The 23,840-nt window shown below is 73.3% G+C and carries 25 protein-coding genes; 10 read left to right on the forward strand and 15 right to left on the reverse strand.

The window, feature by feature from the left end; all coding sequences use genetic code 11:
• Nucleotides 1-65 precede the first annotated feature (65 nt).
• The 5 genes from E4U92_RS00760 to E4U92_RS00780 are packed head-to-tail and all read right to left on the reverse strand — an operon-like array spanning nucleotide 66 to nucleotide 5,655.
• Nucleotides 66-1,052, reverse strand: a complete 987-nt coding sequence (locus E4U92_RS00760) for an SCO2521 family protein (RefSeq protein WP_137298270.1) — start codon at nucleotides 1,050-1,052, stop codon at nucleotides 66-68.
• A gap of 1 nt (nucleotide 1,053) precedes the next feature.
• A complete protein-coding gene (locus E4U92_RS00765; RefSeq protein ID WP_137298271.1) occupies nucleotides 1,054-2,049 on the reverse strand; it encodes an SCO2522 family protein in 996 nt (331 codons plus the stop codon).
• Nucleotides 2,046-2,966, reverse strand: coding sequence for an SCO2523 family variant P-loop protein (locus E4U92_RS00770; protein WP_137298272.1), 921 nt, complete (start codon nucleotides 2,964-2,966; stop codon nucleotides 2,046-2,048). Before E4U92_RS00770 ends, E4U92_RS00765 begins: the two co-directional genes overlap by 4 nt.
• Before the next feature lie 3 nt (nucleotides 2,967-2,969).
• A complete protein-coding gene (locus E4U92_RS00775) occupies nucleotides 2,970-4,832 on the reverse strand; it encodes an SCO2524 family protein (protein ID WP_137298273.1) in 1,863 nt (620 codons plus the stop codon).
• Nucleotides 4,833-4,884: 52 nt separating this feature from the next.
• Complete coding sequence (locus E4U92_RS00780; RefSeq protein WP_137298274.1) at nucleotides 4,885-5,655, reverse strand: SCO2525 family SAM-dependent methyltransferase; 771 nt, start codon at nucleotides 5,653-5,655, stop codon at nucleotides 4,885-4,887.
• A 109-nt stretch (nucleotides 5,656-5,764) separates the two neighbouring features.
• Here E4U92_RS00780 and E4U92_RS00785 point away from each other — a divergent pair, with 109 nt between their 5' ends.
• Nucleotides 5,765-6,283, forward strand: coding sequence for a GNAT family N-acetyltransferase (locus E4U92_RS00785; RefSeq protein ID WP_137298275.1), 519 nt, complete (start codon nucleotides 5,765-5,767; stop codon nucleotides 6,281-6,283).
• A 90-nt stretch (nucleotides 6,284-6,373) separates the two neighbouring features.
• Here E4U92_RS00785 and E4U92_RS00790 read toward each other — a convergent pair whose 3' ends face one another.
• Nucleotides 6,374-6,838, reverse strand: a complete 465-nt coding sequence (locus tag E4U92_RS00790; RefSeq protein ID WP_229862285.1) for a phosphatase domain-containing protein — start codon at nucleotides 6,836-6,838, stop codon at nucleotides 6,374-6,376.
• 150 nt (nucleotides 6,839-6,988) lie between these two features.
• Here E4U92_RS00790 and E4U92_RS00795 point away from each other — a divergent pair, with 150 nt between their 5' ends.
• Genes E4U92_RS00795 through E4U92_RS00805 form a run of 3 tightly spaced genes read left to right on the forward strand, consistent with a single transcriptional unit; the run spans nucleotide 6,989 to nucleotide 9,396 of the window.
• Nucleotides 6,989-7,513, forward strand: a complete 525-nt coding sequence (locus E4U92_RS00795; protein ID WP_137298276.1) for a SigE family RNA polymerase sigma factor — start codon at nucleotides 6,989-6,991, stop codon at nucleotides 7,511-7,513.
• Complete coding sequence (locus tag E4U92_RS00800) at nucleotides 7,510-8,448, forward strand: hypothetical protein (RefSeq protein ID WP_137298277.1); 939 nt, start codon at nucleotides 7,510-7,512, stop codon at nucleotides 8,446-8,448. The genes E4U92_RS00795 and E4U92_RS00800 overlap by 4 nt, the downstream gene beginning before the upstream one ends.
• Nucleotides 8,449-8,472: 24 nt before the next feature.
• Nucleotides 8,473-9,396 carry a dihydrodipicolinate synthase family protein gene (locus E4U92_RS00805; RefSeq protein ID WP_137298278.1) on the forward strand — a complete coding sequence of 308 codons (924 nt, stop codon included), beginning with the start codon at nucleotides 8,473-8,475 and terminating at the stop codon, nucleotides 9,394-9,396.
• Nucleotides 9,397-9,411: 15 nt separating this feature from the next.
• Here the strand turns inward: E4U92_RS00805 and E4U92_RS00810 are convergent, their stop codons facing one another.
• The 3 genes from E4U92_RS00810 to leuA form a co-directional block, all read right to left on the reverse strand.
• A complete protein-coding gene (locus E4U92_RS00810; RefSeq protein ID WP_137298279.1) occupies nucleotides 9,412-10,653 on the reverse strand; it encodes a sialidase family protein in 1,242 nt (413 codons plus the stop codon).
• Between the two features lie 132 nt (nucleotides 10,654-10,785).
• Nucleotides 10,786-11,484, reverse strand: a complete 699-nt coding sequence (locus E4U92_RS00815; protein ID WP_137298280.1) for a tellurite resistance TerB family protein — start codon at nucleotides 11,482-11,484, stop codon at nucleotides 10,786-10,788.
• Between the two features lie 172 nt (nucleotides 11,485-11,656).
• Nucleotides 11,657-13,378, reverse strand: a complete 1,722-nt coding sequence (leuA, locus tag E4U92_RS00820; RefSeq protein WP_137298281.1) for a 2-isopropylmalate synthase — start codon at nucleotides 13,376-13,378, stop codon at nucleotides 11,657-11,659.
• 331 nt (nucleotides 13,379-13,709) lie between these two features.
• Between leuA and E4U92_RS00830 the strand changes: the two genes are divergently transcribed.
• From E4U92_RS00830 to E4U92_RS00840, 3 genes are all read left to right on the forward strand, one after another.
• On the forward strand, nucleotides 13,710-14,780 hold the full coding sequence (locus E4U92_RS00830) for a M4 family metallopeptidase (RefSeq protein ID WP_137298282.1): 1,071 nt from the start codon (nucleotides 13,710-13,712) through the stop codon (nucleotides 14,778-14,780).
• Between the two features lie 63 nt (nucleotides 14,781-14,843).
• Nucleotides 14,844-15,110, forward strand: coding sequence for a protealysin inhibitor emfourin (locus tag E4U92_RS00835; RefSeq protein ID WP_137298283.1), 267 nt, complete (start codon nucleotides 14,844-14,846; stop codon nucleotides 15,108-15,110).
• A gap of 100 nt (nucleotides 15,111-15,210) precedes the next feature.
• Entirely contained in the window at nucleotides 15,211-16,524 is a 1,314-nt protein-coding gene (locus tag E4U92_RS00840) for a GH1 family beta-glucosidase (RefSeq protein WP_137298284.1), read from the forward strand.
• 12 nt (nucleotides 16,525-16,536) lie between these two features.
• Here E4U92_RS00840 and E4U92_RS00845 read toward each other — a convergent pair whose 3' ends face one another.
• Nucleotides 16,537-17,391, reverse strand: a complete 855-nt coding sequence (locus tag E4U92_RS00845) for an NAD-dependent epimerase/dehydratase family protein (protein WP_137298285.1) — start codon at nucleotides 17,389-17,391, stop codon at nucleotides 16,537-16,539.
• Between the two features lie 126 nt (nucleotides 17,392-17,517).
• On the opposite strand from E4U92_RS00845, the gene E4U92_RS00850 reads away from it, so the two are divergent.
• A complete protein-coding gene (locus tag E4U92_RS00850) occupies nucleotides 17,518-18,366 on the forward strand; it encodes a helix-turn-helix transcriptional regulator (RefSeq protein ID WP_137298286.1) in 849 nt (282 codons plus the stop codon).
• 20 nt (nucleotides 18,367-18,386) lie between these two features.
• On the opposite strand, the gene era is transcribed toward E4U92_RS00850, so the two are convergent.
• Nucleotides 18,387-19,340 carry a GTPase Era gene (era, locus tag E4U92_RS00855; RefSeq protein ID WP_168725007.1) on the reverse strand — a complete coding sequence of 318 codons (954 nt, stop codon included), beginning with the start codon at nucleotides 19,338-19,340 and terminating at the stop codon, nucleotides 18,387-18,389.
• A 173-nt stretch (nucleotides 19,341-19,513) separates the two neighbouring features.
• On the opposite strand from era, the gene E4U92_RS00860 reads away from it, so the two are divergent.
• Together E4U92_RS00860 and E4U92_RS00865 are read left to right on the forward strand one after the other, a co-directional pair.
• Entirely contained in the window at nucleotides 19,514-20,827 is a 1,314-nt protein-coding gene (locus E4U92_RS00860) for an ammonium transporter (RefSeq protein ID WP_137298288.1), read from the forward strand.
• Nucleotides 20,824-21,162 (forward strand): P-II family nitrogen regulator, encoded by a 339-nt coding sequence (locus E4U92_RS00865; protein WP_137298289.1) that lies wholly within the window; start codon nucleotides 20,824-20,826, stop codon nucleotides 21,160-21,162. The genes E4U92_RS00860 and E4U92_RS00865 overlap by 4 nt, the downstream gene beginning before the upstream one ends.
• Nucleotides 21,163-21,222: 60 nt before the next feature.
• Here the strand turns inward: E4U92_RS00865 and E4U92_RS00870 are convergent, their stop codons facing one another.
• The 4 genes from E4U92_RS00870 to ybeY all read right to left on the reverse strand — a co-directional run bounded on the left by E4U92_RS00870 (nucleotide 21,223) and on the right by ybeY (nucleotide 23,837).
• The gene (locus E4U92_RS00870) at nucleotides 21,223-21,576 is read right to left on the reverse strand and encodes a cytidine/deoxycytidylate deaminase family protein (RefSeq protein ID WP_137298290.1); all 354 of its coding nucleotides are present in this window, start codon (nucleotides 21,574-21,576) and stop codon (nucleotides 21,223-21,225) included.
• 70 nt (nucleotides 21,577-21,646) lie between these two features.
• Nucleotides 21,647-22,006, reverse strand: a complete 360-nt coding sequence (locus tag E4U92_RS00875) for an MmcQ/YjbR family DNA-binding protein (RefSeq protein ID WP_137298291.1) — start codon at nucleotides 22,004-22,006, stop codon at nucleotides 21,647-21,649.
• Nucleotides 22,003-23,343, reverse strand: coding sequence for a hemolysin family protein (locus tag E4U92_RS00880; RefSeq protein ID WP_137298292.1), 1,341 nt, complete (start codon nucleotides 23,341-23,343; stop codon nucleotides 22,003-22,005). The genes E4U92_RS00875 and E4U92_RS00880 overlap by 4 nt, the downstream gene beginning before the upstream one ends.
• On the reverse strand, nucleotides 23,340-23,837 hold the full coding sequence (gene ybeY / locus E4U92_RS00885; protein ID WP_137298293.1) for an rRNA maturation RNase YbeY: 498 nt from the start codon (nucleotides 23,835-23,837) through the stop codon (nucleotides 23,340-23,342). The genes E4U92_RS00880 and ybeY overlap by 4 nt, the downstream gene beginning before the upstream one ends.
• Nucleotides 23,838-23,840 lie beyond the last annotated feature (3 nt).

Consider the following 23,840-nt stretch of genomic DNA (forward strand, 5'->3'; position numbering starts at 1 on the left):
CGTCTGTCTGGTGTGGGTCGTGCCGTGTGGTTCCTTCTCGTGCGGTGGTTCTCCGTGCGGGTGGCTCAGCGGGCCGTGAGCCGGGCGTCGAGCGCCTCGCGGCGGGCCAGCAGGGCGCGCAGCGCGAGCTGGTCGCGGATGCGCTGGGCCAGGGCGTCCCACTGGCGGGTGAACCCGGGCGTCTCCTCCAGCGCGTCCCACAGTCCGGACAGGACGCGCTCCAGGCGGGCGCGGGGCATCCACAGGTGGAGCAGGTGGTCGACGAGCGGCCCGAGCACCTTGCGCACGGCGGCCTGGTCGTCGGTGCCCAGCCGTACCCCGTCGAGCTTGTCGCCGACGGTGGTCAGCAGCCAGTCGTGCAGGGCCAGGTCCTCGCAGAGCCCGGCGACGGCGGCGGGCGCCGTGCCCTCGGGCAGCCGCAGGGCGACGGTGCGCAGGCCCTCCTCGCCGACGGTGAAGCGCAGGGACGGCTCGCTGCCCGCTGGCGCCGGCCGGGCGGCCCAGCGCAGGACGGTGCTCGCCGTGTTGAGCGGGGTGTCGTAGTCCAGCAGCTCGGCGCGCGAGATGCGGGCCAGCAGGCTCTCGGCGACGGAGCCGACGTCCAGCTCCTCGGGCCGGTGCCCGGCGAGGAAGCCCTCGGCGACGGCGGCCGCGGGCAGGCGGCCGACCGGCACCAGCAGGCCGGGCCGCACGAGGTAGTAGCCCCAGGGGCGGCGGCTGTCCGGTCCGTCGGCCGGGGCGGCGAAGTACGCCGTGGACTGCAGGACGCGGCCCTCGGTGAGCACGGCGCGGGCGGCGACCGTGCCGATCGCGCGGACCTTGGCGCCGTTGGCGGTGGGCAGCCGGCAGTCGACGCCGGTCAGGACGTCCGGGGAGACGGCGCAGCGGTTGGGGCGCCGGGAGACCCGGACGCGTTCGTCGGCCCGCAGCCGCAGCAGCGTCTCGGCGGCCCGCTCGTCCACGGCGTCCCGGGTGGGCAGCAGACAGGTGCGCACCTCGCCGCAGGCGAGGACCGGGCGCGCCGGACGCGGGGTGCTCTCCTGGGCGCCCATGTCACAGTCCCGGCGGGAACACGTAGGAGGTGCGCTCGACGACCCCGGCCGGTAACGGGTACTCCTCGGCGGCGGACCGCCGCGCGACCTGGTCGAGCACGTCGGGTTCGAGCTGCACCTGGTCCAGGACGACCCGCACGGCGTGCTCGACGGGCAGGAAGCGGCCCGGGAGCACGCTGCACGTGCCGTAGGCGGTGAACGGCGCCGCACCGGGGGTGAGTTGCACGACGGGCGGCAGGGCGTCCCAGTCGGCCGGGAAGGCGGCGGGGTCCCACGCGACGGGGGTGAGGACCGCGCGCCCGTTGTCGCGGAGCAGCCCGAGGCGGGCGAGCTGCCACACCGAGGCCAGGAAGGCGCAGGACCAGGTGCGGTCGTCCTCGGGGCCGCTGAACAGCTCGACGTCCATGAAGACGGAGTGACCGCGGGCGAGGGTCTCGCTGGGGGGCTGCCAGACGTCGCTCGCGTCGAGCGCAGCGGAGGTGCGCCGCGAGGGGGTGCGGCGGCCGTTGGTGAGCCAGCCGGTGCGGCCGACCGGCGGGCGGTAGCCGGTGCTGCCGGGCGGCGGTGACTCGACCAGCCGGTGCAGCACGGACTCGGCGAGCGGCGCGCTGCCCGGGCGGGCGGGGTCGGGGGCGGCGCAGCCGGACTCGCGGGCCAGGTAGTCGATGGCCAGGCCGGCCTCGCGGGCGGCGGCGAGCAGCGGCGGGACCAGCTCGGCCGGGGTGGCGAGGCGGCTGAAGTAGTCGTCGACGAGGAAGCAGGTGCTGATCCGGGGGCGCCGGCCCCCGGGCAGCGGTCCGACGCCGGCCCGGACGGCGTCCGCCCAGGGCCGTACCGCGGCGAAGTGGCGGGCCAGCCGGGCCGGGCCGTCGGCGAAGTCCTCCATGTACAGGTGCCCCAGTTCCAGGGACAGGTGGGAGAAGGGCACGGACGCGGTGGGCGGCTCGGCACTGGTCTCCCGGAAGGGGGTCCCCTCGTCGGGGAGGGCGCCCTTCACAGCTGCCCCCAGTACTTGTCGTCGCCGAGCCGCTGCGCGAGGTCCCCCATCGCCTGCCAGGTCTCCAAGTTGGCGACGCGGCTGTCGACGACGTCCTCGTAGGTGATGAGCTGTTCCCGCCATTGCAGGACGGGCTCCAGCGGAATGGACGCCAGGGCCCGGGTCTTTCCGATCCCCAAACCCGCTGCCATTGCCTCGAGTTGGCGGTCGCGTTCGTGCATCCACACGGATTGTTCGGGGCGCGCCTGGGACCACAGCGGGGATTGCAGGTCGGGCACGGCGGCCCGCACGAAGCGGATCGCTCCGGAAAGGGCCGTCTCGTCGTGGCCCATGGCGACTCCGGCCCGGACAATGCCCTGTTTTCCCGAGACGAGTTCGGCGGCCGCCATCACGTGCTGGCGGGTCCAGCGGTGATACACGAGCCAGCGCGTGGTGATGCGGGCGAGCGCGCTGCGCGGGGCGGTCGCGGCGAGTGCGAGGTCCATGGCATAACTGCGGCCGGCGCTCAGATCGACGACGATGACGTCGAATTCGCGTTTCAGCCGCAGGACCAGGTCCACGCACCGGTGCAGGTTCTCCTCGTCGGTGACGAATTCCCCGCCGGTGCGGTCCCCGGGCAGCAGCACCAGGCGCCCGGACCCGGAGGGCCGGGTGCGCAGCACGGGGTGTTCGGTGCGGGCCCACACGTCGACCCGCAGGGGTTCGCCGGTCTTGCCCTTGAGGTACGAGTGCAGCCCCTTGCCCTCGGCCTCGGTGAGGACGTCGGGCAGGTCGAAGACGGCCGGGGCGGTGGGCGAGCCGAAGTCGAAGTCCAGGTAGCAGACGTCGTCCCCGTCCAGCGCGCGGTGGTAGGCGAGGTTGGCGCTGGTGACCGAGCGGCCGGTGCCCCCCTTGTCGGAGGCGGCGAAGACGAGCACGCCTCACACCCCCGAGCCGGTGTTCTCCCGGGCGCGTGCCAGGGAGTCGAGCCGGGTGAGCACCCCGAGGGCGAGCGCGTAGGCGGTGCCGGGCTGGACGTCGACGAGGGCGCGGGCGCGGCGCAGGTCGACCTCGACGGCCATCATGGCCTCGCCCTGCCGGCTCTTGGCGGGCGGCGCGGGCTGGTCCATCTGCACCTTGCCGAACAGGTGGGCGGCCTCGCTGATCATCTCCCGGGCCAGGGTGGCGAGTTGGGCGCTGCGGATCGGCGGCTGGGCGTACAGGCCGTACGCGGCGACCATGCACTCGGTGACGCGCTCGGTGACGCTCCAGGAGACGGGGCCCTGCGGGGCGGGGCTCTGGCGGACCGGTGACTCGGGGTAGACGGCGTGGACGTTGTCCCACAGGCCGGCGCCGGAGCCGTCGCCGATGCGGCGCTGCCAGAGGTGTTCGAGGATGTCCTCGGCGAGCCGGAGCAGCCGGTCCTGGGCGTCGCTGCGCCGGGACAGCGAGCAGAGCTGCACGGTCCGCTTGAGCAACTGCGCGGAGAAGTCGGACATGGTCCACTTCATGGCCGGGCCGATCTCCTCGCTGCCGAGCAGCGGCAGGCTGACGCCCGGGTTGTGCAGGGTGATCGCCGGGTCGTCGCGGGTCATGCCGCTGGTGACGCGGCCGCGTTCGGCGAGGCGCTCCATGACGGCGACGGTGCGGGTGAGGTCGTCGTCGGTGGCGCGGCGGCGGACCAGGTCGTGCACCAGGATGGAGGCCACGGACAGGGAGAAGTACTCCGACTCGAGCTGCTGGAGCGTGGTTCGCCAGGGGATCTCCTCCAGCGGCCAGGTCCCGTCGCCGAAGCGGGCGATGGCCGACCAGTACTGCTGGGTGATCTCCCAGCGCAGCCGCAGCGCGTCGGCGAGCTTCTGCTGTTCGGCGTTGAGCAGGCCGAGGACGAGGGTGCGCTCGGAGAACAGGTCGGGGATGCCGTCCAGGGCGACCACGGTGAAGTACAGGTAGGGCACCGCGCCGGCCACGCCCTGGGGCTGCTTGCCGACCGGTTCGCCGGTCTCGACCTCGGGTGCGTCGCGCACGACGCTCCAGGACCAGCCGCACTCGAACAGGCGGTTGTCGTTGCGCAGTCGGTCGGCGATGTCGCTGTCGAGGCCGAGGGTGACGCTTTCGCTGATGACGGCGCGCAGGGCCTTGAAGCGGTCCTGGAAGCGCTGGACGACCTGCCGTTCGGACAGCCGGCCCTGGCCCAGCAGCCGGACCAGGGACTGGCCCTGCGGGGAGGGGACGTCGACGACGTTGACCGTGAAGGAGCGCAGCAGGGCGACCATGGCGGCGGTCAGCCGGGTGCTGGTGGCCTCCTGGAGCCGGTCGATGAGCGCCAGGGTGCTCGGGCGCTGGGTCTTGGTCCGGTAGACCTTGAGGAAGCCGAGGGTGGCCAGGCACAGCGTGACCGACATCGAGTAGGAGTCGACCACGCCGGTCTCGCGCTGTTCCTTGGCCAGCTCCTGGGCGGGGTCCGCGGCGGTGAAGTAGTGGCCGCCGGAGAAGGTCGGGCTGTCGCCGTTGCGGTGCCGGTCCATGAAGGCGGTGAGGACCTTCACCAGGTTGCCGGGGATCTCCGCGGAGTCGCCCGCGGCGCGCAGGGCCCGCTCCACGTCCTCCTGGGTGGTGTCCGGATCGTCCAGGCGGAACGAGGTGATCTCCGTCGCCGGGTACAGCAGGCAGAGCAGCCGCTCCGCGTCGGCGACGCTGCTGCGCCCTCCCCACTCACCCCAGTCCCACTCCCCGTCCGCGAAGGAGTGGCGGGCCACTGACTGCCACACCTCGAGCAGGTTCTGACGCGGTTTGATCTGCATGCCCATTCCCCTCAAACAGGCCCGACTACCTGGCGGCGACCGAGAATGCCGGTCATTCCTTCCGGCGGCCGCAGACCAGAATCATTCCGGTGTGCCCGTGCCGCACGAGATGGCCGACGTCGGCCATGCGGTGCACGTCGTCGAGATGGGCGAAGCCCTCGAGTGCGGCGCACACCTCGGCGATGTCGATGTCATAGGTGGCCGGGAATTCCAGATCCCCCACCCGGTATCCCTCGGAATGCTCCATGAACGCGGCAGCGAAAGGCGCACCCGGTTTCAGCACGTGCATGAAGCAGCCGACTCCGCGGCGGAATTCATCCAGGGATTCGGTGATGGACTCGGCGACGAAGAACATCGTGCCGATGTCCCATCGGGTGTCCGCTCGGCAGAGGTCGAAAAGGCTGCCCTGAACGGGCACTGCGGCCTCACTGAAGAAATCCCGGGAATCGAATCCCCGGTACTCCCGGTCCTCGCGCAGCACCTTCCAGAACTGCTCCCAGTGCCCGTCGTAGTCGGGGCGCTGGCCCTCCAGGTACCGGATGTTGTTCGCCGACCACTCCAGCAGGGTGATGTTCCTGCACCACGGGAGCATCGCGAGCGAGGGGTAGAGGTTGGGACCCGCACCGACGTCGATCCCCGAAAGCACCCGGTCGCTCCCCCGCAGCCGGCCGCTGAAATGATCGCGTACACGGGAAACGATCTCCTCGTCCACGGTCTTCATGTCGAGGTAGTTATTGCCGATGTACGCACCGGGGTCGAAGGAGTCCCATGGAACATCCTTATTGAGCGTCGGCTGCTCAGCGGTGTGCGGTCCCGAGGTCATGGTTCAGCCTAGCAGCAGCCCGGGGGTTGTAGGACCGGCCCACATGGGGCAATCATGGACGATCATAAGGTAATCACGCAAGGTCCGATGCGTCACTTAAGGGGAACTCATGATTCCTCCCAGGGATCGCTATCCGTCGGCCCCGGGTTCGTTTCTGAGCCGGACGGCACGGAAAAGACCACCGCGGATCAGAGCGGTCACCGAGACGGACCTACCCGACATCGTCCGTGTCGACAAGGAGGCATTTCCGGCCGCTCCCTATCCATTCTTCGTGGTGCGCCAGTTCTTCGACGCGTTCCGTGAGCACATGTTCGTGCTGGAGGACGGCGACGGCGAACTCAGGGGCTATGTGATGTCGACGGGCACCGACGACGCCGAGAGCTGGATCCTAAGCCTCGCGGTCACGGCGGAGGTGCGCCGGCAGGGGTGGGGGCGGCAGCTCATGACCGAGGTGCTGAGCCATCTGCGCGGCCGGGGCGCGCACACCGTGGTCCTGTCCGTCGAGCCCGACAACGCCACCGCCATCGCGCTCTACGACTCCCTCGGCTTCACCCCGGCCCCCGGCGGCCCCCTGCGCGACTACTTCGGCCCGGGCGAACACCGCCTGCTGATGACCCTGGCCCTGTGAGTCCGTGAGCACGTGAGCCTGTGAGCCCGTGACCGGCACCGGCGCCGTCGACCTCGCGGCGGCGCCGGTGCCGGTCGGCTTCCGGACGGATCAAGGGCGTCGCCCTGCCGCCCCGAACCGCCGTACGTAGCGGGCCTGCCAGGGGGTCTCGACCGCGCGCCGGTGGTAGTGCCGGCGCACGTACGCCACCGCCTGCTCGGCGGGAACGCCGTCCAGCACCGCCAAGCACGCCAGCGCCGTGCCCGTCCGGCCGCGCCCGCCGCCGCAGGCGACCTCCACCCGCCCGGTCGCGGCCCGCCGCCACGCCTCGGTGAGCGCGGCCGCCGCCTCGTCCGGGTCGGCGGGCAGCCGGAAGTCGGGCCAGCGGATCCAGCGCGCCTCCCAGGCGACGGCCGGCGGCGGCCCGCCGAGCAGGTAGAGCCCGTACGTCGGATCAGGACCGCCGGCCCGCGGCCGGCGCCGCAGCCCGCGCCCGCGCACCAGCCGCCCGGACGGCAGCCGCAGCACCCCGGCGCCGCCCGCCTCCCAGGGGCTCACCCCACCGTCGTCGCCCACGGACCCTCACGCTCCCCTCCTCGAGACCGGACCCCCATCCGAGCGCACGTTCCGCACACCGGGCAAGCGGCACCGCCACGAAAACCCCCGGCCCCGCGGGCAACCCCCCACCGCCCCCCGGTGGTCTGGTGGGCGAGGAGGGGGTGCTGGATGCAGGACGGGCTGGAGGACCAGTTCCAGGAGTTCGTCAGGGCGCGGTGGTCACGGCTGGTGCGTACCGCGTACCTGCTCACGGGCGACACCCACCACGCGGAGGACCTGACGCAGACCGCGCTGGCCAAGGCGTACCGCTCGTGGCGGCGCGTGGCGCGCGCCGACAACCCGGAGGCGTACGTCCGGCGGATGCTCGTCACCTGCAACAGCGACCGCTTCCGCAAGCGCCGGGTCACGGAGTCGCTGACGGCGGCTCCGCCCGAGGTGGCCTGGCGGGACGAGGGCGCCGGCCGCGTCGAGGAGCGCGGGGTTCTCCTCGACGCGCTGGCCGCCCTGCCGCCGAAGCAGCGCGCGGTGGTGGTCCTGCGCTACTGGGAGGACCTGTCCGAGGCGGAGGTCGCCGAGGTGCTCGGCTGTTCGCCGGGCACGGTCAAGAGCCAGGCGTCCAAGGGCCTGGCCAAGCTGCGCGCCTGCCCGGGGCTGGCCCCGGCGGTGGCCGCGGGTCAGGGAGGCGAGCGGTGAGCGAGGAACCGCGTACGACGCAAGAGGACCAGGACGGCGAGGGGGTGCGGGACTTCGAGGAGCGCCTGCGCCGGCTGCTCGCCGAGGACGCCTACGCCCTCCACCCGGCGCCGGCGCCGTACCCGGTGATCCGGCGGCGGGGCGTGCTGGAGCGGCGGCGCCGGCTGGCGGTCGCCGGGCTGGCGCTGGCCGTGCTGGCGGTGGCGCCCGTGGGGGCGTACGCGTGGACCGGGGGGACCGGCGGACGGGGTGACGGCCCGGCGGCGGAGCCGTCGGCCGCCGCCCCGCGGAGCCCCTCGCCGACGGCCGCGGCGACACCCGCCGGGCCCGGACGGCCCGCCACCCCGGGGCAGTTGCTGGACGGGATCACCTTCGAGCAGGCCGCGGACGGCCTGGCCGAGTGCCTCGCCTACGGCCGGGAGGGCGACACGACCGCGGGGGCCGAGGCGCTGGGCGTGCCCGCCGACTACCGGCTCCTCCTCGCCCTGCGCAGCACCGGCGACTCCAACTCCCCGGGGGACGGGCGGTTCCTGGTGGCCGCCTCGGCGTCGCACCGGCTGATCTGCAAGCTCGTGGACGACGAGGTGACCGCCCTGAACACCAGCGGCGGCGACCTGTCCGGCGACGGCCCCGGGCCGGTCTTCCCCGACATGAACGGCGGCAAGCTGTACCAGCAGTCGTTCCTGGACCGCGGCCGCTGGAAGCTGCCGTTCCGGTGGGGGGCCGTCGGCGCGGTGAAGCCGTCGGTGGCGAAGGTGACCGTGTCCTACGGCGGCGCGACGGCCCGGGCCGTCCTGGACCACGGCTGGTTCGTCGCCGCGGGCGTCCTGGACCGGCAGGTCACCGCGGCGCCTCACGTGAAGGGCTACGACTCCTCGGGCAAGCTGGTGTACGACTCGGACCACGACCCGTCGTACCAGCGCACCCTCCCGTAGGGTCCGCCCGGCACCAGGAGGACCATGTCGCTGCCCGCTCCGCTCACCGGTGTGATCCCGCCCGTCTGCACCCCGCTGGGCCCGGACGGCGAGGTGGACGTGGACTCGCTGCTGCGGCTGGTCGACCACCTGGTGGCCGCCGGGGTGGACGGCCTGTTCCTGCTCGGGTCGACGTCGGAGGCCGCGTTCCTGACCGACGGGCAGCGGCGGCGGGTGGTGGAGGCGGTCACCGGGCACCTGGGCGGACAGCTGCCCGTGCTGGCCGGGGCGATCGACATGACCACGCCCCGCGTGCTGGAGCACATCGCGTCGGTGACGGCGGCGGGCGCGGACGGGGTGGTCGTCATCTCCCCGTTCTACGCCCGGCTCGGGCCGGCGGAGACGGCCCGCCACTTCCGGCTGGCCGCCGCGGCGAGCCCGGTCCCGGTCCTCGCCTACGACCTGCCGTCCGCCGGTCCCGCCGAGCTGTCCGCCGACCTCGTCGTGCGACTGGCGTCGGACGGGGTGCTGGCCGGCCTGAAGGACTCCAGCGGCGACCTGGCCGGCTTCCGCGACGTGGTCACCGGTACCCGTCACCTGCCCGGGTTCAGCGCCCTGACCGGCTCCGAGCTGCTGGTCGACGCGGCCCTCGCGCTGGGCGGCCACGGAGCCGTGCCCGGCCTCGCCAACGTCGACCCGGAGGGCTACGTCCGCCTGGACCGGCTGTGCCGGGCCGGACGCCGGGAGGAGGCCCGCGCCGTGCAGGAGCGGCTCTGCGCGCTGTACGGCCTGGTCCGCGTCGGCGCCGGCCGGATGGGGGCCGGCTCGTCCGCGCTGGGCGCGTTCAAGACGGCGCTCCACCTGCGCGGCGTGATCGCCTGCCCGGCGACGGCGGAACCCCAGGTGCCGCTGTCCGAGGCCGAGGTGGAGGAGGTGCGGCGGCACCTGCTCGAGGCCGGGCTCCTGTGACGACCGGAACCCGCCCTACAGCTCCGCCACCGGCAGCAGCCGGAAGGCGATCGCCTCGTACGGGCCCGTGCTGCCCGTCTCGTACAGCACCCCGGCCGTCCGCGGGTCCACCTGCACCAGGTCGGAGTAGGCGGCGGGCCGGTCCGACAGGGTGAGCGCCCGGGTGAAGGTGCCCCCGCCGTCGGTGCTGCGCCAGACGGCCAGCGCCCGGCGGGCGGCGGGCCGCGACGGCGCCGAGAACAGCAGCGGGGCGCCGGCGCCGTCGAGCTGGAGCACGCTGCCCTGGACCACGGGGACGTCCGCGAGCGTGGGCTGCGGGGCGAACGGGCGGGTGAGGGTGCGGCCGGCGTCGCCGGAGTGGGCGTCGACGCGGTTGCCGGGCGCGGTGCCGCCCTGGTCGCGGGCGTTGAGGTAGAGCCGTCCGTCGGGGAGCTGGGCGGCGGTGGTCTCGTTGACGTTCACGGTGCCGGCCGGGTCGTCGGGGTCGTCGTCGACGTAGCCCAGGCCCCAGGTGCGGCCGCCGTCGTCGCTGAGCAGGCAGTGGCCGGCGTAGTGGCGGAACTCCCGGCCGGTGTCGGGGGAACCGGGCGGCGGGGGCGTGGAGTGGTCGGCGGGCACGACCAGCCGTCCCGCGTACGGGCCGCGGGTCAGGGCCACGGCGTGTCCGGGCCCGGTGGCGTACCAGCGCCAGGACGCGGGCTTGACCGAGGCGGTGATCTCGCGCGGCGCGCCGAAGCGGTGTCCGTCGTCGTGGCTGTGCTGCACCCACACCCGGCGGCCCTGCCCGGGCGCGACCTCGCCGCGCATGATCTGCGCCTCGGTGACGGTGCCGCCGTTGGAACAGCTCACCAGCACGACGGCGCCGGTGCGCGGGTCGACCACGGGGGCGGGGTTGCCCCGGGTGTCCCCGTGCCCGGCGGCGGCCACCGTCAGCGGGCCCCAGGTGCGGCCGCCGTCGGCGGAGCGGCGGACCACGAGGTCGATGTCCCCGGTGTCGCCGGGACCGTCGCGCCGGCCCTCGGCGAAGGCGAGCAGCGTGCCGCGCGGGGTGCGGACGACGGCGGGGATGCGGTAGGCGGCGTAACCGTCCCGGCCGGAGACGTAGGGCACGGAGGTGTCACGCGCTGCGGTGTCGGGCACGGGGACGCCGGGCGCGGTGCCGGGCGGGCGGCGCCCGGCGGCGGAGGCCGGGCGGGCGGTGGCGTACGGGGCGAGCGAGACGGCGGTGGCGAGGACGGCTCTGCGCAGGAGTGTCATCCCTGTCCCTCGGGAGGCGGGCCGGTGTCGCCCCCATGCTGCCCGGGCGGGACGGCCGGGACCGGGCACGCCACGGCCCGGTCGTCCGCGCCGGCATGTTCCGCTTCCCGGTGGCTCAGGACGTCCCGCGGCTCAGGACGGCGTGCGCGCCGCCGCTGCCATCAGCCGGGTCACGTCGTCCGTGCACAGGGTGAGGGCCGCGCCGACCGTGGCCAGCACCTCCCGCTCCGCCGGTGTGTAGGGCCCGTCGGCCAGGGCGATCCGGGCGCCCTGGAGCAGGATCGCCTCGCGGCCGATCGTGGCGAGGTGCGGGGCGAGCGGGTCCAGGGCCTCGTGCAGCTCTATGGCCAGTCCGGCGCCGCAGGGCTCGCCGAAGACCCGCCCGGTGTCGGCGGCCAGGGCCTCCACCAGGGCGTCGAGCTGCTCCTCGGTGCAGTCGTCGAAGCCGGCCGCGCGCACGGCGGAGGCGGCCGTCTCCAGGGACGCGCGGGCGCAGGTGCCGCCCGCCGCGAGGACGGCGAGGGCGACGGTGTGGACGGCGTCGCGGAGCATCGCGGAGAAGCGGGTGGTGGTCGGGTGGTCGAGGACGTCGGTGCCGAAGTGGCGCCCGCAGGCCCCGCAGGCCACGACCGGCCCGGTCTCACCGCGCGGGAGGACGGGAACGCCCAGCAGGGTGAAGCGCCGACGGCCGGTGAGGCGCTGGTAGTTGCGGTCGCCCCCGCAGCCGGGGCAGAAGAACTCCCCGTCGCCCACGGGCGTCCACGCGGTGCGGGTGCCCAGGATGCGCGCACCCCTGGCGGCACGGCCGTCTCGTCCCCGTACTGGCAGCACGTCGCACCTCCGTAACCACGCGGCAACATCGCCGTGCTTGCGTGATGTTAGCCACATCACGGACGCGGAGTCAGCACCCAGGACGAGACCTTCCCGTGACCCGCACGGTCCGCTGGCCGAAAACGAGAGGTCCCGCCCTGCCGGGACCGGCGGGGCGGGACCTCGGGACGAGCTAGCGCGCGGCCCGGTTCACGGCGGAGACGACCGCCTTGAGGGACGCCCGCGTGGTGTTCGCGTCGATGCCGATGCCCCACAGGACCTTGCCGTCGATGGCGCACTCGATGTACGAGGCGGCCTGCGCGGAGGCGCCCTCGCTCATCGTGTGCTCCTGGTAGTCCAGCAGGCGTACGTCGATCCCGATGGACTGCAGGGCGTCGAAGAAGGCCGAGATCGGACCGTTGCCCGAGCCGGACAGGACGGTGTCCTCGCCGTCGACGGTCGCCTCGACGGTCAGCGTGTCGATGCCGTCGGTGTCGGTGGTCGACTGGCCGGTGCGGACCTGGATGCGGCCCCACGGGTTGTCGGGGTTGGGCAGGTACTCGTCCTGGAAGACGGCCCAGATCTCCTTCGGCGTGATCTCGCCGCCCTCGGCGTCGGTCTTGGCCTGGATCAGCTTGGAGAACTCGATCTGCATCCGGCGCGGCAGTTCCAGCTTGTGGTCGTTCTTCAGGACGTACGCGATGCCGCCCTTGCCGGACTGGGAGTTGACGCGGATGACGGCCTCGTAGGAGCGGCCGACGTCCTTGGGGTCGATCGGCAGGTACGGCACCGCCCACTCGATGTCGTCGACCGTGACGCCCCGGGCCTTCGCCTCGGCCTCCATCGCGTCGAAGCCCTTCTTGATGGCGTCCTGGTGGGAGCCGGAGAAGGACGTGTAGACCAGGTCGCCCACGTACGGGTGGCGCGGGTGGACCTCCATCTGGTTGCAGTACTCCCACGTACGGCGGATCTCGTCGATGTCGGAGAAGTCGATCTGCGGGTCGACGCCCTGGGAGAACAGGTTCATGCCCAGGGTGACCAGGTCGACGTTGCCGGTGCGCTCGCCCTGACCGAACAGGCAGCCCTCGACACGGTCGGCGCCGGCCATCAGGGCCAGCTCCGCCGCCGCCACGGCCGTACCGCGGTCGTTGTGGGGGTGCACGGACAGGCAGACGTACTCGCGGCGGGACAGGTTGCGGTGCATCCACTCGAAGCGGTCCGCGTGCGTGGAGGGGGTGGAACGCTCCACGGTGGCGGGCAGGTTGAGGATGATCTCGCGGCCCGGGCCGGGCTGCCAGACGTCCATGACCGCCTCGCAGACCTCCAGCGCGAAGTCCAGCTCGGTGTCGGTGAAGATCTCCGGCGAGTACTGGTAGCCGAACTCCGTCTCGGGGCCCAGCAGTTTCTCGGCGTACTCCATCACCAGGCGGGTGCCGTCGACGGCGATCTGCTTGATGTCGTCCCGGGAGCCGCGGAAGACCACCCGGCGGAAGACGGGGGCGGTGGCGTTGTACAGGTGGACGGTGGCCCGGCGGGCGCCCTTGAGGGACTCCACGGTCCGCTCGATCAGGTCCTCGCGGGCCTGGGTCAGTACGGAGATCGTCACGTCGTCCGGGATCGCGCCCTCTTCCTCGACGATGGAGCGCACGAAGTCGAAGTCGGTCTGGCCGGAGGCGGGGAAGCCCACCTCGATCTCCTTGTAGCCCATCGCGACGAGCTGGTCGAACATCCGGCGCTTGCGCTCGGGCGACATGGGGTCGATCAGTGCCTGGTTGCCGTCCCGCAGGTCGGTGGACAGCCACCGGGGAGCGGCGGTGATCCGCCGGTCGGGCCAGGTGCGGTCGGGGATGTCGACCTGCTCGTACTGACCGTACTTGTGGATCGGCATGGAACTGGGCTGCTGGCGGTTGGCCATGATGCTTCGGGCTCCTCAGGGTGTCCGGAATGGACGGCCGACGACGCAACACCGAGCTCCGCGGGGAGGGGGTCGGCCTCGACTACAGGCCCTCGCCGCGGCAGCTAAGGAGAAGCAGCCCGAAACGCATGATGCCTCGCAGCCTAGCGAAGGGATCCGGTGCGCGCGGGCCCGTATCAGTATGCGGGACCGCGTGGACGCGCGCGGACGATCGCGACAAAAAGTGCGCCATACCACTGGGCCGCCCGCTCCGAGCCGCAATGTCGGCCTATTTCACCAATCATGGTGGCTAGTAGTGACAGTGCCGTCACCCGGTGCGAAGGTGCCGGGCATGACCACCCACGGGGGCTTCCAGCCCGTCTTCTGCACCGTCGTCCCGCCCCACGTCCTCGACCGACTGGCCCGCAGCGACGACCCCGCCCGCTCCGGGCCCGCCCGCCGCACCCTGCGGCGCGACGGCGAGCTGCGCACGCTGCGCCAGGTGACCACCGAGTTCCGCCTCGCGGCGGAGCCGGACACCCGCGCGCCGTCGGACCAGCCCGCGCGCACGATCCACGACGCCGGGCACCGCACCGACCTGCCCGGCGCCGTGGTGCGACGCGAGGGCGAGCCGCCCGGCCAGGACGCCACGGTCAACCGTGCCTACTCCGGCCTCGGCGCCACCTTCGACCTGTACCTGCGGGTCTACGGGCGCCACTCCATCGACGGCGAGGGCCTGCCGCTGGTCGCGACCGTCCACTACGACGAGCAGTACGACAACGCCTTCTGGAACGGCGAGCAGATGGTGTTCGGCGACGGGGACGGCGAGGTCTTCCTCGACTTCACGCTGCCCCTCGACGTCATCGGGCACGAGCTGACCCACGGCGTCACCCAGCACACCGCGAACCTCACCTACTACGGCCAGTCCGGCGCCCTGAACGAGTCGGTGTCCGACGTCTTCGGCTCGCTCATCAAGCAGTACGCCCTCGGCCAGACCGCCGCCGAGGCCGACTGGCTGATCGGCGCGGGACTGCTCGCCCCCGGCGTCACCGGCTCGGCCCTGCGCTCGATGAAGGCGCCGGGCACCGCGTACGACGACGACGTGCTCGGCAAGGACCCGCAGCCCGCGACCATGGCCGGCTACGTGCGCACCGGCCGCGACAACGGCGGCGTCCACATCAACTCGGGCATCCCCAACCACGCCTTCTACCTGGCCGCCGCCGCGCTCGGCGGTCACGCCTGGGAGAAGGCCGGGCAGATCTGGTACGACGTCCTCACCGGCGGCGAGCTCGCCGAGCGCGCCCTGTTCGCCGACTTCGCCGGGCTCACCGTCAAGGCGGCGCGGGAGCGGTACGGGGACGGCGGCGACGAGTTCGAGGCCGTGCGCAAGGCGTGGGAGCAGGTGGGCGTGCGGATCCTGTGAGCGCGCGGGCCCGCCCGCGACGGCAGGGGTGCGGATCGCGCCCGTCCGTACTAGACAGGACGCATGCGGATTCAGGTGAGGCGCACGGGCGGGTTCGCCGGTATCGAGCGGCGGGGCGAGGTGGAGACCTCCGGGCGGCCGGACGCCGCGGAGTGGCATGCCCTGGCCGAGCGCGCGGTCGCGTCCGGTCCGGGCACGCCCCCGGCCGGCGTGCCCGACGGGTTCAGCTACCGGATCACGGTCGACGACCGGACGGTGTACTGCGCGGACCCCCGGCTCACGGAGGACCAGCGGACGCTGGTCTCACGGGTGCTGAAGGAGGGTGCCTGAGTCTCGGCCCCCGCGCCGGGGCGCTCGCACCGGCTCCGCCCAACCGCCGGTTGTCGCCCGCCCGTTGACTTCCGTTACCGACGGTACGGATGATCCGCGCATGGCGACTGACCGACGCACCGCGCTCCCCCCGTTCCCGCCCGGCTTCCTGTGGGGCGTGTCGACCTCGGCCCATCAGATCGAGGGCGCCGCGGACCGGCGCGACCCGTCCGTGTGGGACGAGTTCACCGCCGTGCCGGGCCGGGTGAAGGACGGCTCGACGGCCGCCGTGGCCTGCGACCACTACCACCGCTACCGCGAGGACGTGGCCCTCCTCGCCGGACTCGGGGTGGACGCCTACCGCTTCTCGGTCTCCTGGCCGCGGGCGAACCGCCCGGGCGGGCTGGACTTCTACGACCGGCTGGTGGACGAGCTGTGCGCGGCGGGCGTCCGCCCGGTCCCCACCCTCTTCCACTGGGACCTGCCCGCCTCGCTGGACTGGCTGCGGCGGGACACCGCCGCCCGCTTCGCGGACCACGTGACCGCCGTCGCCGACCGGCTCGGCGACCGCGTCGGCACCTGGATCACCCTCAACGAGCCCGCCGAGCACACCCTGTTGGGCCACGCGCTCGGCGTGCACGCCCCCGGCAGGCGGCTGCTCTTCGACGCGCTCCCGGTCGCCCACCACCAGTTGCTGGCCCACGGCCTGGCCGTGCGGGCGCTCCGCGCGGCCGGCGCCGGCGACGTCGGCATCGCCAATTCCCACGGCCCGACCTGGCCGGCCTCCGGGGACCGGCCGGACGTCGAGGCGGCGGACTTCTACGACCTGCTGCTCAACCGCCTGTTCGCCGAACCGGTCCTGCTGGGCGCGTACCCGGAAGGGATCGGGGAGCTGATGCCCGGGGACGTGGCGGCCGACCTGGAGGTGATCGCCGAGCCGCTCGACTGGTACGGGATCAACTACTACGCCCCGACGCGGGTGGGCGCCCCGCAGGGCACCGACATCGAGTTCGGCGGCGTCCGCATGCCCGCGGAACTCCCCTTCACCGTGCGGGAGATCGCGGACCGGCCGGTCACCGACTTCGGCTGGCCGGTGGTCCCCGAGGCGCTGACGGAACTGCTGACCACCTTCAAGGCCCGCTACGGCGACCGCCTCCCGCCCGTCGTCATCACCGAGAACGGCTGCAGTTACGACGGCATCGACGACCAGGAGCGCATCGCCTACCTCGACGCCCACATCCGCGCCCTGCACGACGCCCACACCGCCGGCGTGGACGTGCGCGGCTACTTCGTCTGGTCCCTGATGGACAATTTCGAGTGGGCCGAGGGCTACGCCCGCCGCTTCGGCCTGGTCCACGTCGACTTCACGACGCAGCAGCGCACGCCCAAGGCGTCCTACGCCTGGCTGCGGGAGGCGCTGCGCACCCGGGGGTGACCGCCCCGCCCCCTACAGGGCGCCCGCGTCCCGGGCCGCCCACACCGACGGGTGGACCGGGCGGTAGCCGAGCTCCCGGCGGATGCGCTCGGTGGACAGGACCCCGAAGAACGGGTCGGGGTCGGTGCGGTCGTACACCTCGGCGGGCACCTCGACGCCGTTGAGCCGGTACAGCTCGACCGTGGTGACCGGGGCGTCGTCGGCGATGTTGTAGACGCGGCCGCCGATGCCCGGGGCGTGCAGCAGCCGCAGCAGGCCCTGGGCGACGTCCGCGTGGTGGGCCATCTGGAGCCGCTGGGCCGCCGCCCAGTGCGCGGCCCAGCGCAGCGACTCGGCCAGGTGCGGGTCGCCCTCGCCGTAGACGAACGGCAGCCGCCCGATCCGTACGTCCAGGCCGTCCAGGGCGAGCAGGTCCCGCTCGGCCCGGATCTTGGACTCCGCGTAGGCGCCCCACATCTCGCCGCCGGGGCGGCTCTCGTCGTCCTCGGTCAGCGGGCGGCCACGGCCGACGCCGTACACGTTCCCCGTGCTGACCTGCACGAAGCGCGCCACTCCGGCGGCCAGCGCGGCGCGGCCCAGCTCCACGGCGGCCGCGTGGTTCACCGCCCACGCCTCCTCGTCGGGCACCCCGCGGAAGGTCGCGGCGACGTTCACCACCGCGTCCGCCCCGGCCACCGCCTTGCCGAGCGCCTCCGGGTCGCGCAGGTCGCCGGTGACGACCTCGGCGCCCAGCGCGGCGAGCCGCTCCGCGCGGGCGGCGTCCCGCACCAGGACGCGCACCGTGTCCCCCGGCCGCCGCTGTCCCAGCAGCCGCGGCGCGAACCTGCTGCCGACGCGTCCCGTCGTCCCCGTCACCAGTGTCAGCATGATCTGCTCCTCGTCTCCGTCCGGTACGACCACCCTCCGGCCGGGAGCGCGGGACCGGGAGAGACCCGTGGATCGGGGGACCGGCAGTCCCTGGATATGCCGCGCGCGGTGACGGACGCTGGAGGGGTGGACCGAGCCGAACTCGCCGACTTCCTGCGCCGCGGCCGCGCCCGGCTGAACCCGTCCGACGTGGGCCTGGCGGCCGGCGCCCGCCGCCGCACGCCGGGGCTGCGCCGCGAGGAGGTGGCGGCGCTGGCCGGCATGTCGGTGGACTACTACACGCGGCTGGAGCAGTCCCGCGGCCCGCGCCCGTCCCGGCAGATGCTCACCGCGCTCGCGCGGGCCCTGCGCCTGACCGACGACGAGCGCGACCACCTGTTCCACCTGGCCGGCGAGGAGCCCCCGCGCCGGGACGCGCCGGCCGCCCACGTGCGCCCCGGCCTGCTGCTGGTCCTGGACCGGCTGCACGACACGCCCGCGCTGGTGATGACCGACGTGGGCGAGGTGCTGGCGCAGAACGCGATGTCGCGGGCGCTCAGCGGGGACGTACTGGCGCGCCCGCCGCACGAGCGCAACGTGGTGCGCCGGTTCTTCCTCGACCGTGCGGGGCGCGACCTGTTCCCGGCGGAGGACCGGCCCGAGCACGCCCGCGCCCACGTGGCGAACCTGCGCGCGGTGGCCGCGGCCCGCCCCGACGACCCGGAACCGGCCGCCCTGGTGGCCGAACTACGGGCGTCCAGCGAGGAGTTCGCCGAGCTGTGGGACCGGCACGAGGTGGCGGTGCGCCGCGCCTCGGTCAAGCGCTTCCAGCACCCGGTGGTCGGCCTGCTGGAGCTCGACTGCGAGCTGCTGCTGACCGACGACCACCACCAGCACCTGCTCATCCACACGGCCCGCCCGGGCTCCGGGTCCCACGAGCGCCTGCAGCTCCTGCGGGTGGTGGGACTGCAGGACCTGACGGCGGGGGCGGTCTGAGCCCAGGCGCGCTCCGGGTCTCAGAAGCCCAGGCGGCGGAGCTGCTTGGGGTCGCGCTGCCAGTCCTTGGCCACCTTCACGTGCAGGTCGAGGAAGACCGGCGTGCCGAGCAGCGCCTCGATCTGCTGGCGGGACTTCACGCCCACGTCCTTCAGCCGCTTGCCCTTCGGGCCGATGATGATGCCCTTCTGGCTGGGCCGCTCGATGTAGATGTTGGCGTGGATGTCCACCAGCGGACGGTCCGCCGGGCGGTCCTCGCGCGGCAGCATCTCCTCCACGACCACGGCGATGGAGTGCGGCAGCTCGTCGCGCACGCCCTCCAGCGCGGCCTCGCGGATCAGCTCGGCCACCATCACCTGCTCGGGCTCGTCGGTGAGGTCGCCCTCGGGGTACAGCGCCGGCCCCTCCGGCAGCAGCGGCACCAGGAGGTCGGCGAGCAGCGTCACCTGCTGGTCCCCGACCGCCGACACGGGCACGATCTCCTGCCACTCGAACCCCAGCTCGCGCGCCATCTGGTCCACCGCGATGAGCTGCTCGGCCAGCGCCTTGGAGTCGACCAGGTCGGTCTTGGTGACAATGGCGATCTTGGGCGTCCGCTTGATCCCGGCCAGCTCCTTGGCGATGAACCGGTCGCCGGGCCCGATCTTCTGGTCGGCGGGCAGGCAGAAGCCGATCACGTCGACCTCGGCCCAGGTGGCACGCACCACGTCGTTCAGCCGCTCGCCGAGCAGCGTCCGCGGCTTGTGCAGCCCCGGGGTGTCCACCAGGATGAGCTGGGCCTCGGGCCGGTGCACGATGCCCCGCACGGTGTGCCGCGTGGTCTGGGGCCGGTTGGAGGTGATCGCCACCTTCTTCCCGACCAGAGCGTTCGTGAGGGTGGACTTGCCCGCGTTGGGCCGCCCCACGAAACAGGCGAAACCGGCCCGGTGCGCGGCCTTCGCCGACTGCTCGGATGACTGGGTACGAACGCTCATGCCGCCCATTCTCCCTGATCCCCGGAGCCCCGCCGCACCACGCCCGTGGCGCCGCCGCACCGGTGAGGGTCCGGAAACCCGCCCGCAACGAAACGTCACGGAAACACAGCCGTACGCGACCGGAAACGCGCAGCGGTGACCCTCTGACGAGCCCTCGCACCGTTGGAGACCCCGTGACGACCTTCGCCGCACCGCGGATCGACACCGGCGACACCGCCTGGCTGCTCGCCGCCACCGCGCTCGTGCTGCTCATGACCCCGGGCCTGGCCCTGTTCTACGGCGGCATGGTCCGCACGAAGAGCGTGCTGAACATGCTGATGATGAGCTTCGTGTCGATCGCCCTGGTCACGGTCGTCTGGCTGGCGGCCGGCTACTCGCTGGCCTTCGGCGGCGACACGGCCGCCGGTCTCGTCGGCGGCCTGGACCACCTGGGCCTCGCGGGGATCGGCCCGGACAGCGTCACGGGCACGGTCCCCACGCTGCTGTTCGCCACGTTCCAGCTGACCTTCGCGATCGTCACGGCGGCCCTGGTGAGCGGCGCCGTCGCCGACCGCGCGAAGTTCGCCGCGTGGCTGGTCTTCGTGCCGGTGTGGGCGCTGCTGGTATACGTTCCGGTCACCCACTGGGTGTGGGGTCCGGGTGGCTGGATCCTGACCCACCTCGGTGCCCTGGACTTCGCCGGCGGTCTGCCCGTGGAGATCACCTCCGGCGCCTCCGGGCTCGCCCTGTGCCTGGTCCTGGGCCCGCGCCTGGGCTTCAAGAAGGACGCGATGCGCCCGCACAACCTGCCCATGGTGGTGCTGGGCGCCGGCCTGCTGTGGTTCGGCTGGTTCGGTTTCAACGCGGGCTCGGTGCTCGCCGCGAACGGCCTGGCCGCGGCCGTCTTCCTCAACACCCTCGCGGCGGGCTGCACCGGCCTGCTCGGCTGGCTCTTCGTCGAGCAGCGGCGCGACGGCCACCCCACCACGCTGGGCGCCGCGTCCGGCGCGGTCGCGGGCCTGGTGGCGATCACCCCGTCCTGCGGCTCGGTGTCCCTGCTGGGCGCCCTGGTGGTCGGTCTCGCCGCCGGGGTCGTCTGCTCGTACGCCGTGAGCTGGAAGTTCAAGCTGAACTACGACGACTCGCTGGACGTCGTCGGCGTCCACCTGGTCGGCGGGATCGTCGGCACCCTGCTCATCGGCGTGTTCGCCGAGCGGGCCATGACCGGCGGCACGGAGGGCCTGCTGTACGGCGGCGGCCTCGCCCAGCTCGGCAAGCAGCTCGTCGCCGTGGTGGTCGTCGCGGTGTACGCGTTCGGCGTGACCTTCGCGATCGGCAAGGTGCTCGACCGCGTGATGGGCTTCCGCGCGAGCGAGGAGCAGGAGCACACCGGCCTGGACCTTACGGTGCACGCCGAGAGCGCCTACGATCACGGGGTCCTGGGCCACGGCGCCCCGGTCGCCCACTCCGTCCTCCCCTCCGCCCAGAAGGTCAAGCCGCAGGCATGAAGCTGATCACCGCCATCGTCAAGCCGCACCGCCTCGACGAGGTCAAGAACGCCCTGCAGGAACTCGGGGTGCAGGGCCTGACCGTCACCGAGGCCAGCGGCTACGGCCGGCAGCGCGGCCACACCGAGGTCTACCGGGGCGCCGAGTACCGGGTGGACCTGGTGCCGAAGGTGCGCATCGAGGTGGTCGTCGAGGACGCCGACGCGGACCCGGTGATCGACGCGATCGTCCGGGCCGCGCAGACGGGCAAGATCGGCGACGGCAAGGTGTGGGCGCTGCCGGTGGAGACGGTCGTCCGGGTGCGCACGGGCGAGCGCGGGCCGGACGCGCTCTGAGCCGCCGCGGGGGCGGCAGGAGCCGTCAGAGCTGGGCTCCCTGACGGGCTCTCGCCCTGCTCACTCCGCCGGGACCGTCGAGCGCACCGTGCCGTCCGGGGCCGCCAGCAGCACCGGCGTCCCCGCTCCGCCGAGGTCCCGGACCGCGGCCAGGTCCTCCGCCGGGACGGTGTCCGCCCCGGTCACCACCGCCGCCGCCTCCAGCGAGCCCGCGCCCGAGGCCACGGCCATCGCCACCGCCGTGCGCAGCGCGCTCAGCCGCAGCGACGCCAGCTCCACCGTCCCGGCGACGTAGGTGCGTCCCGTGTCGTCGCGCACGGCCGCGCCCTCGGGCACGCCGTTGCGGGCCCGCGCGGAACGGGCCAGCGTGACGATCTTGCGGTCCTCGGGGTCAAGCGCGCTGCTCTCGGTCATGCCCCGAGCATACGAACACCCGCCACGGGCACGGAGCTGGGCCCGGCCACGTGGGGGGGGTGACCTGCGCTCAAGGGCGGTCGAGGCGGAGGCGCTCGGCGCGCGGCAGACCGGCGACCACCAGGTCGTAGGAGTCCTCCACGAGCTCCCGGACGAGGCGGTCGGGGAGCTCGCCGTCGGCGACGACGGTGTTCCAGTGCCGCTTGTTCATGTGCCAGCCGGGCACGATCAGCCCCGGGTGCTCCCCGCGCAGCCGGACCGCGTCCTCGGGGTCGCACTTGAGGTTGACCTTCAGGGGCCGGGCGTCGAGGGCGGACAGCGCGAAGAGCTTGCCGAGGACCCGGAAGACCGAGGTCTCCGGGCCGAACGGGAAGTCCTCCTCGGCCGCGTTGAACGACAGGCACAGGGCCCGCAGCTCCTGGGGCGTCACGCCGGTTCCGCCCCCGCCCCGTCGACCCCCGCGTGCTCCTTGTGCTGCTCGCCGGCCCGGGCGGCCGGGCCGACGGGCTCCACCAGCACGGTCACGATCTTGTTCCGGCGTCCGGCCGCCGTCTCGGCGGTCAGCCGCAGCTCGCGGCCGTCGGGCAGCTCCACGACGCTGGACGCCCCGGCGATCGGCACCCGGCCCAGGGCCTTGGCGAGCAGGCCGCCGACGGTCTCCACGTCCTCGTCGTCGTACTCCTCCAGGCCGTACAGCTCGCCCAGGTCGGTGATGTCGAGGCGGGCCGTGACGCGGTAACGGTCGTCGCCCAGCTCCTCCACGGGCGGCAGCTCCCGGTCGTACTCGTCGGTGATCTCGCCGACGATCTCCTCCAGGATGTCCTCGATGGTGACGATGCCGGCGGTGCCGCCGTACTCGTCGATCACCACCGCGACGTGGTTGCGCTCCTCTTGCATCTCGCGCAGCAGGTCGCCCGCGTTCTTGGTGTCGGGCACGAAGAACGCCGGCCGCATCGCCGTGGAGACCAGCTCGCTCTCCGCGTCCCGGCTGATGTGCGTCTTGCGGGCCAGGTCCTTCAGGTACACGATGCCGACGATGTCGTCCTCGCTCTCCCCGGTGACCGGGATGCGCGAGAAGCCCGAGCGCAGCGCGAGCGTCAGGGCCTGGCGGATCGTCTTGTAGCGCTCGATCACCACCAGGTCGGTGCGCGGCACCATCACCTCGCGCACCAGGGTGTCGCCCAGCTCGAAGACCGAGTGCACCATGCGGCGCTCCTCGTCCTCGATCAGCGACTCCTTCTCGGCGAGGTCGACCAGCGCCCGCAGTTCGGCCTCGGAGGCGAACGGGCCGCGGCGGAAGCCCTTGCCGGGGGTCAGGGCGTTGCCGATGAGGATCAGCAGCGAGGGGATCGGGCCCATCACCCGGGCCAGCGGCAGCAGCACGTACGCGGCGGCCGTCGCCGTGTTCAGCGGGTGCTGGCGGCCGATGGTGCGCGGGGAGACGCCCACGGCCACGTACGACACCAGGACCATGACGCCGATGGCGGCGAGCAGCGCCTGCCAGGTCGTGTCGATGCCCCGCAGGCACGCGTAGGTGACGAGCGCGGCGGCCGCCATCTCGCAGGCGACGCGCACCAGCAGCGCCACGTTCAGGTAGCGGGTCGGGTCGGCGGCGATCTGGGCGAGCTTGGCGCTGCCCCGCCGGCCGGTGCGGACGGCTTCCTCGGCGCGGAAGCTGGACACGCGCGCGAGGCCCGCCTCCGCGCAGGCGGCGAGCCAGGCGACGACGACCAGGGCGATCGCGCCGGCGACGAGCTGGGGGCTCATGACACGGTCGGCGCGGGCGACGGGCCGGTCAGGCCCTTCTCGGCGCGCCAGCCGTCCACGATGGCCGCCTGCAGGCCGAACATCTCGGCCTTCTCGTCGGGCTCCTCGTGGTCGTACCCCAGCAGGTGCAGCACCCCGTGGACGGTGAGGAGCTGGAGCTCCTCGTCCATGGAGTGCTGCGTGGCGGCCTCGGCGCCCTGCCGGGCGGCGACCTCCGGGCACAGGACGATGTCGCCGAGGAGCCCCTGCGGGGGCTCGTCGTCGTCCTTGGACGGCGGGCGCAGCTCGTCCATCGGGAAGGACATCACGTCCGTCGGGCCCGGCAGGTCCATCCACTGCACGTGGAGCTGCTCCATGGCGTCGGCGTCCACGACGATCACCGAGAGCTCGGAGAGCGGGTGGATGCGCATCCGTGCGAGCGCGTAGCGGGCGATGTCGAGGATCGCCTGCTCGTCGACCTCGGTTCCGGACTCGTTGTTGACGTCGATCGACATGCC

The sequence above is a fragment of the Streptomyces galbus genome (genome assembly GCF_005280195.1).
GTDB classification, from domain to species: domain Bacteria; phylum Actinomycetota; class Actinomycetes; order Streptomycetales; family Streptomycetaceae; genus Streptomyces; species Streptomyces galbus.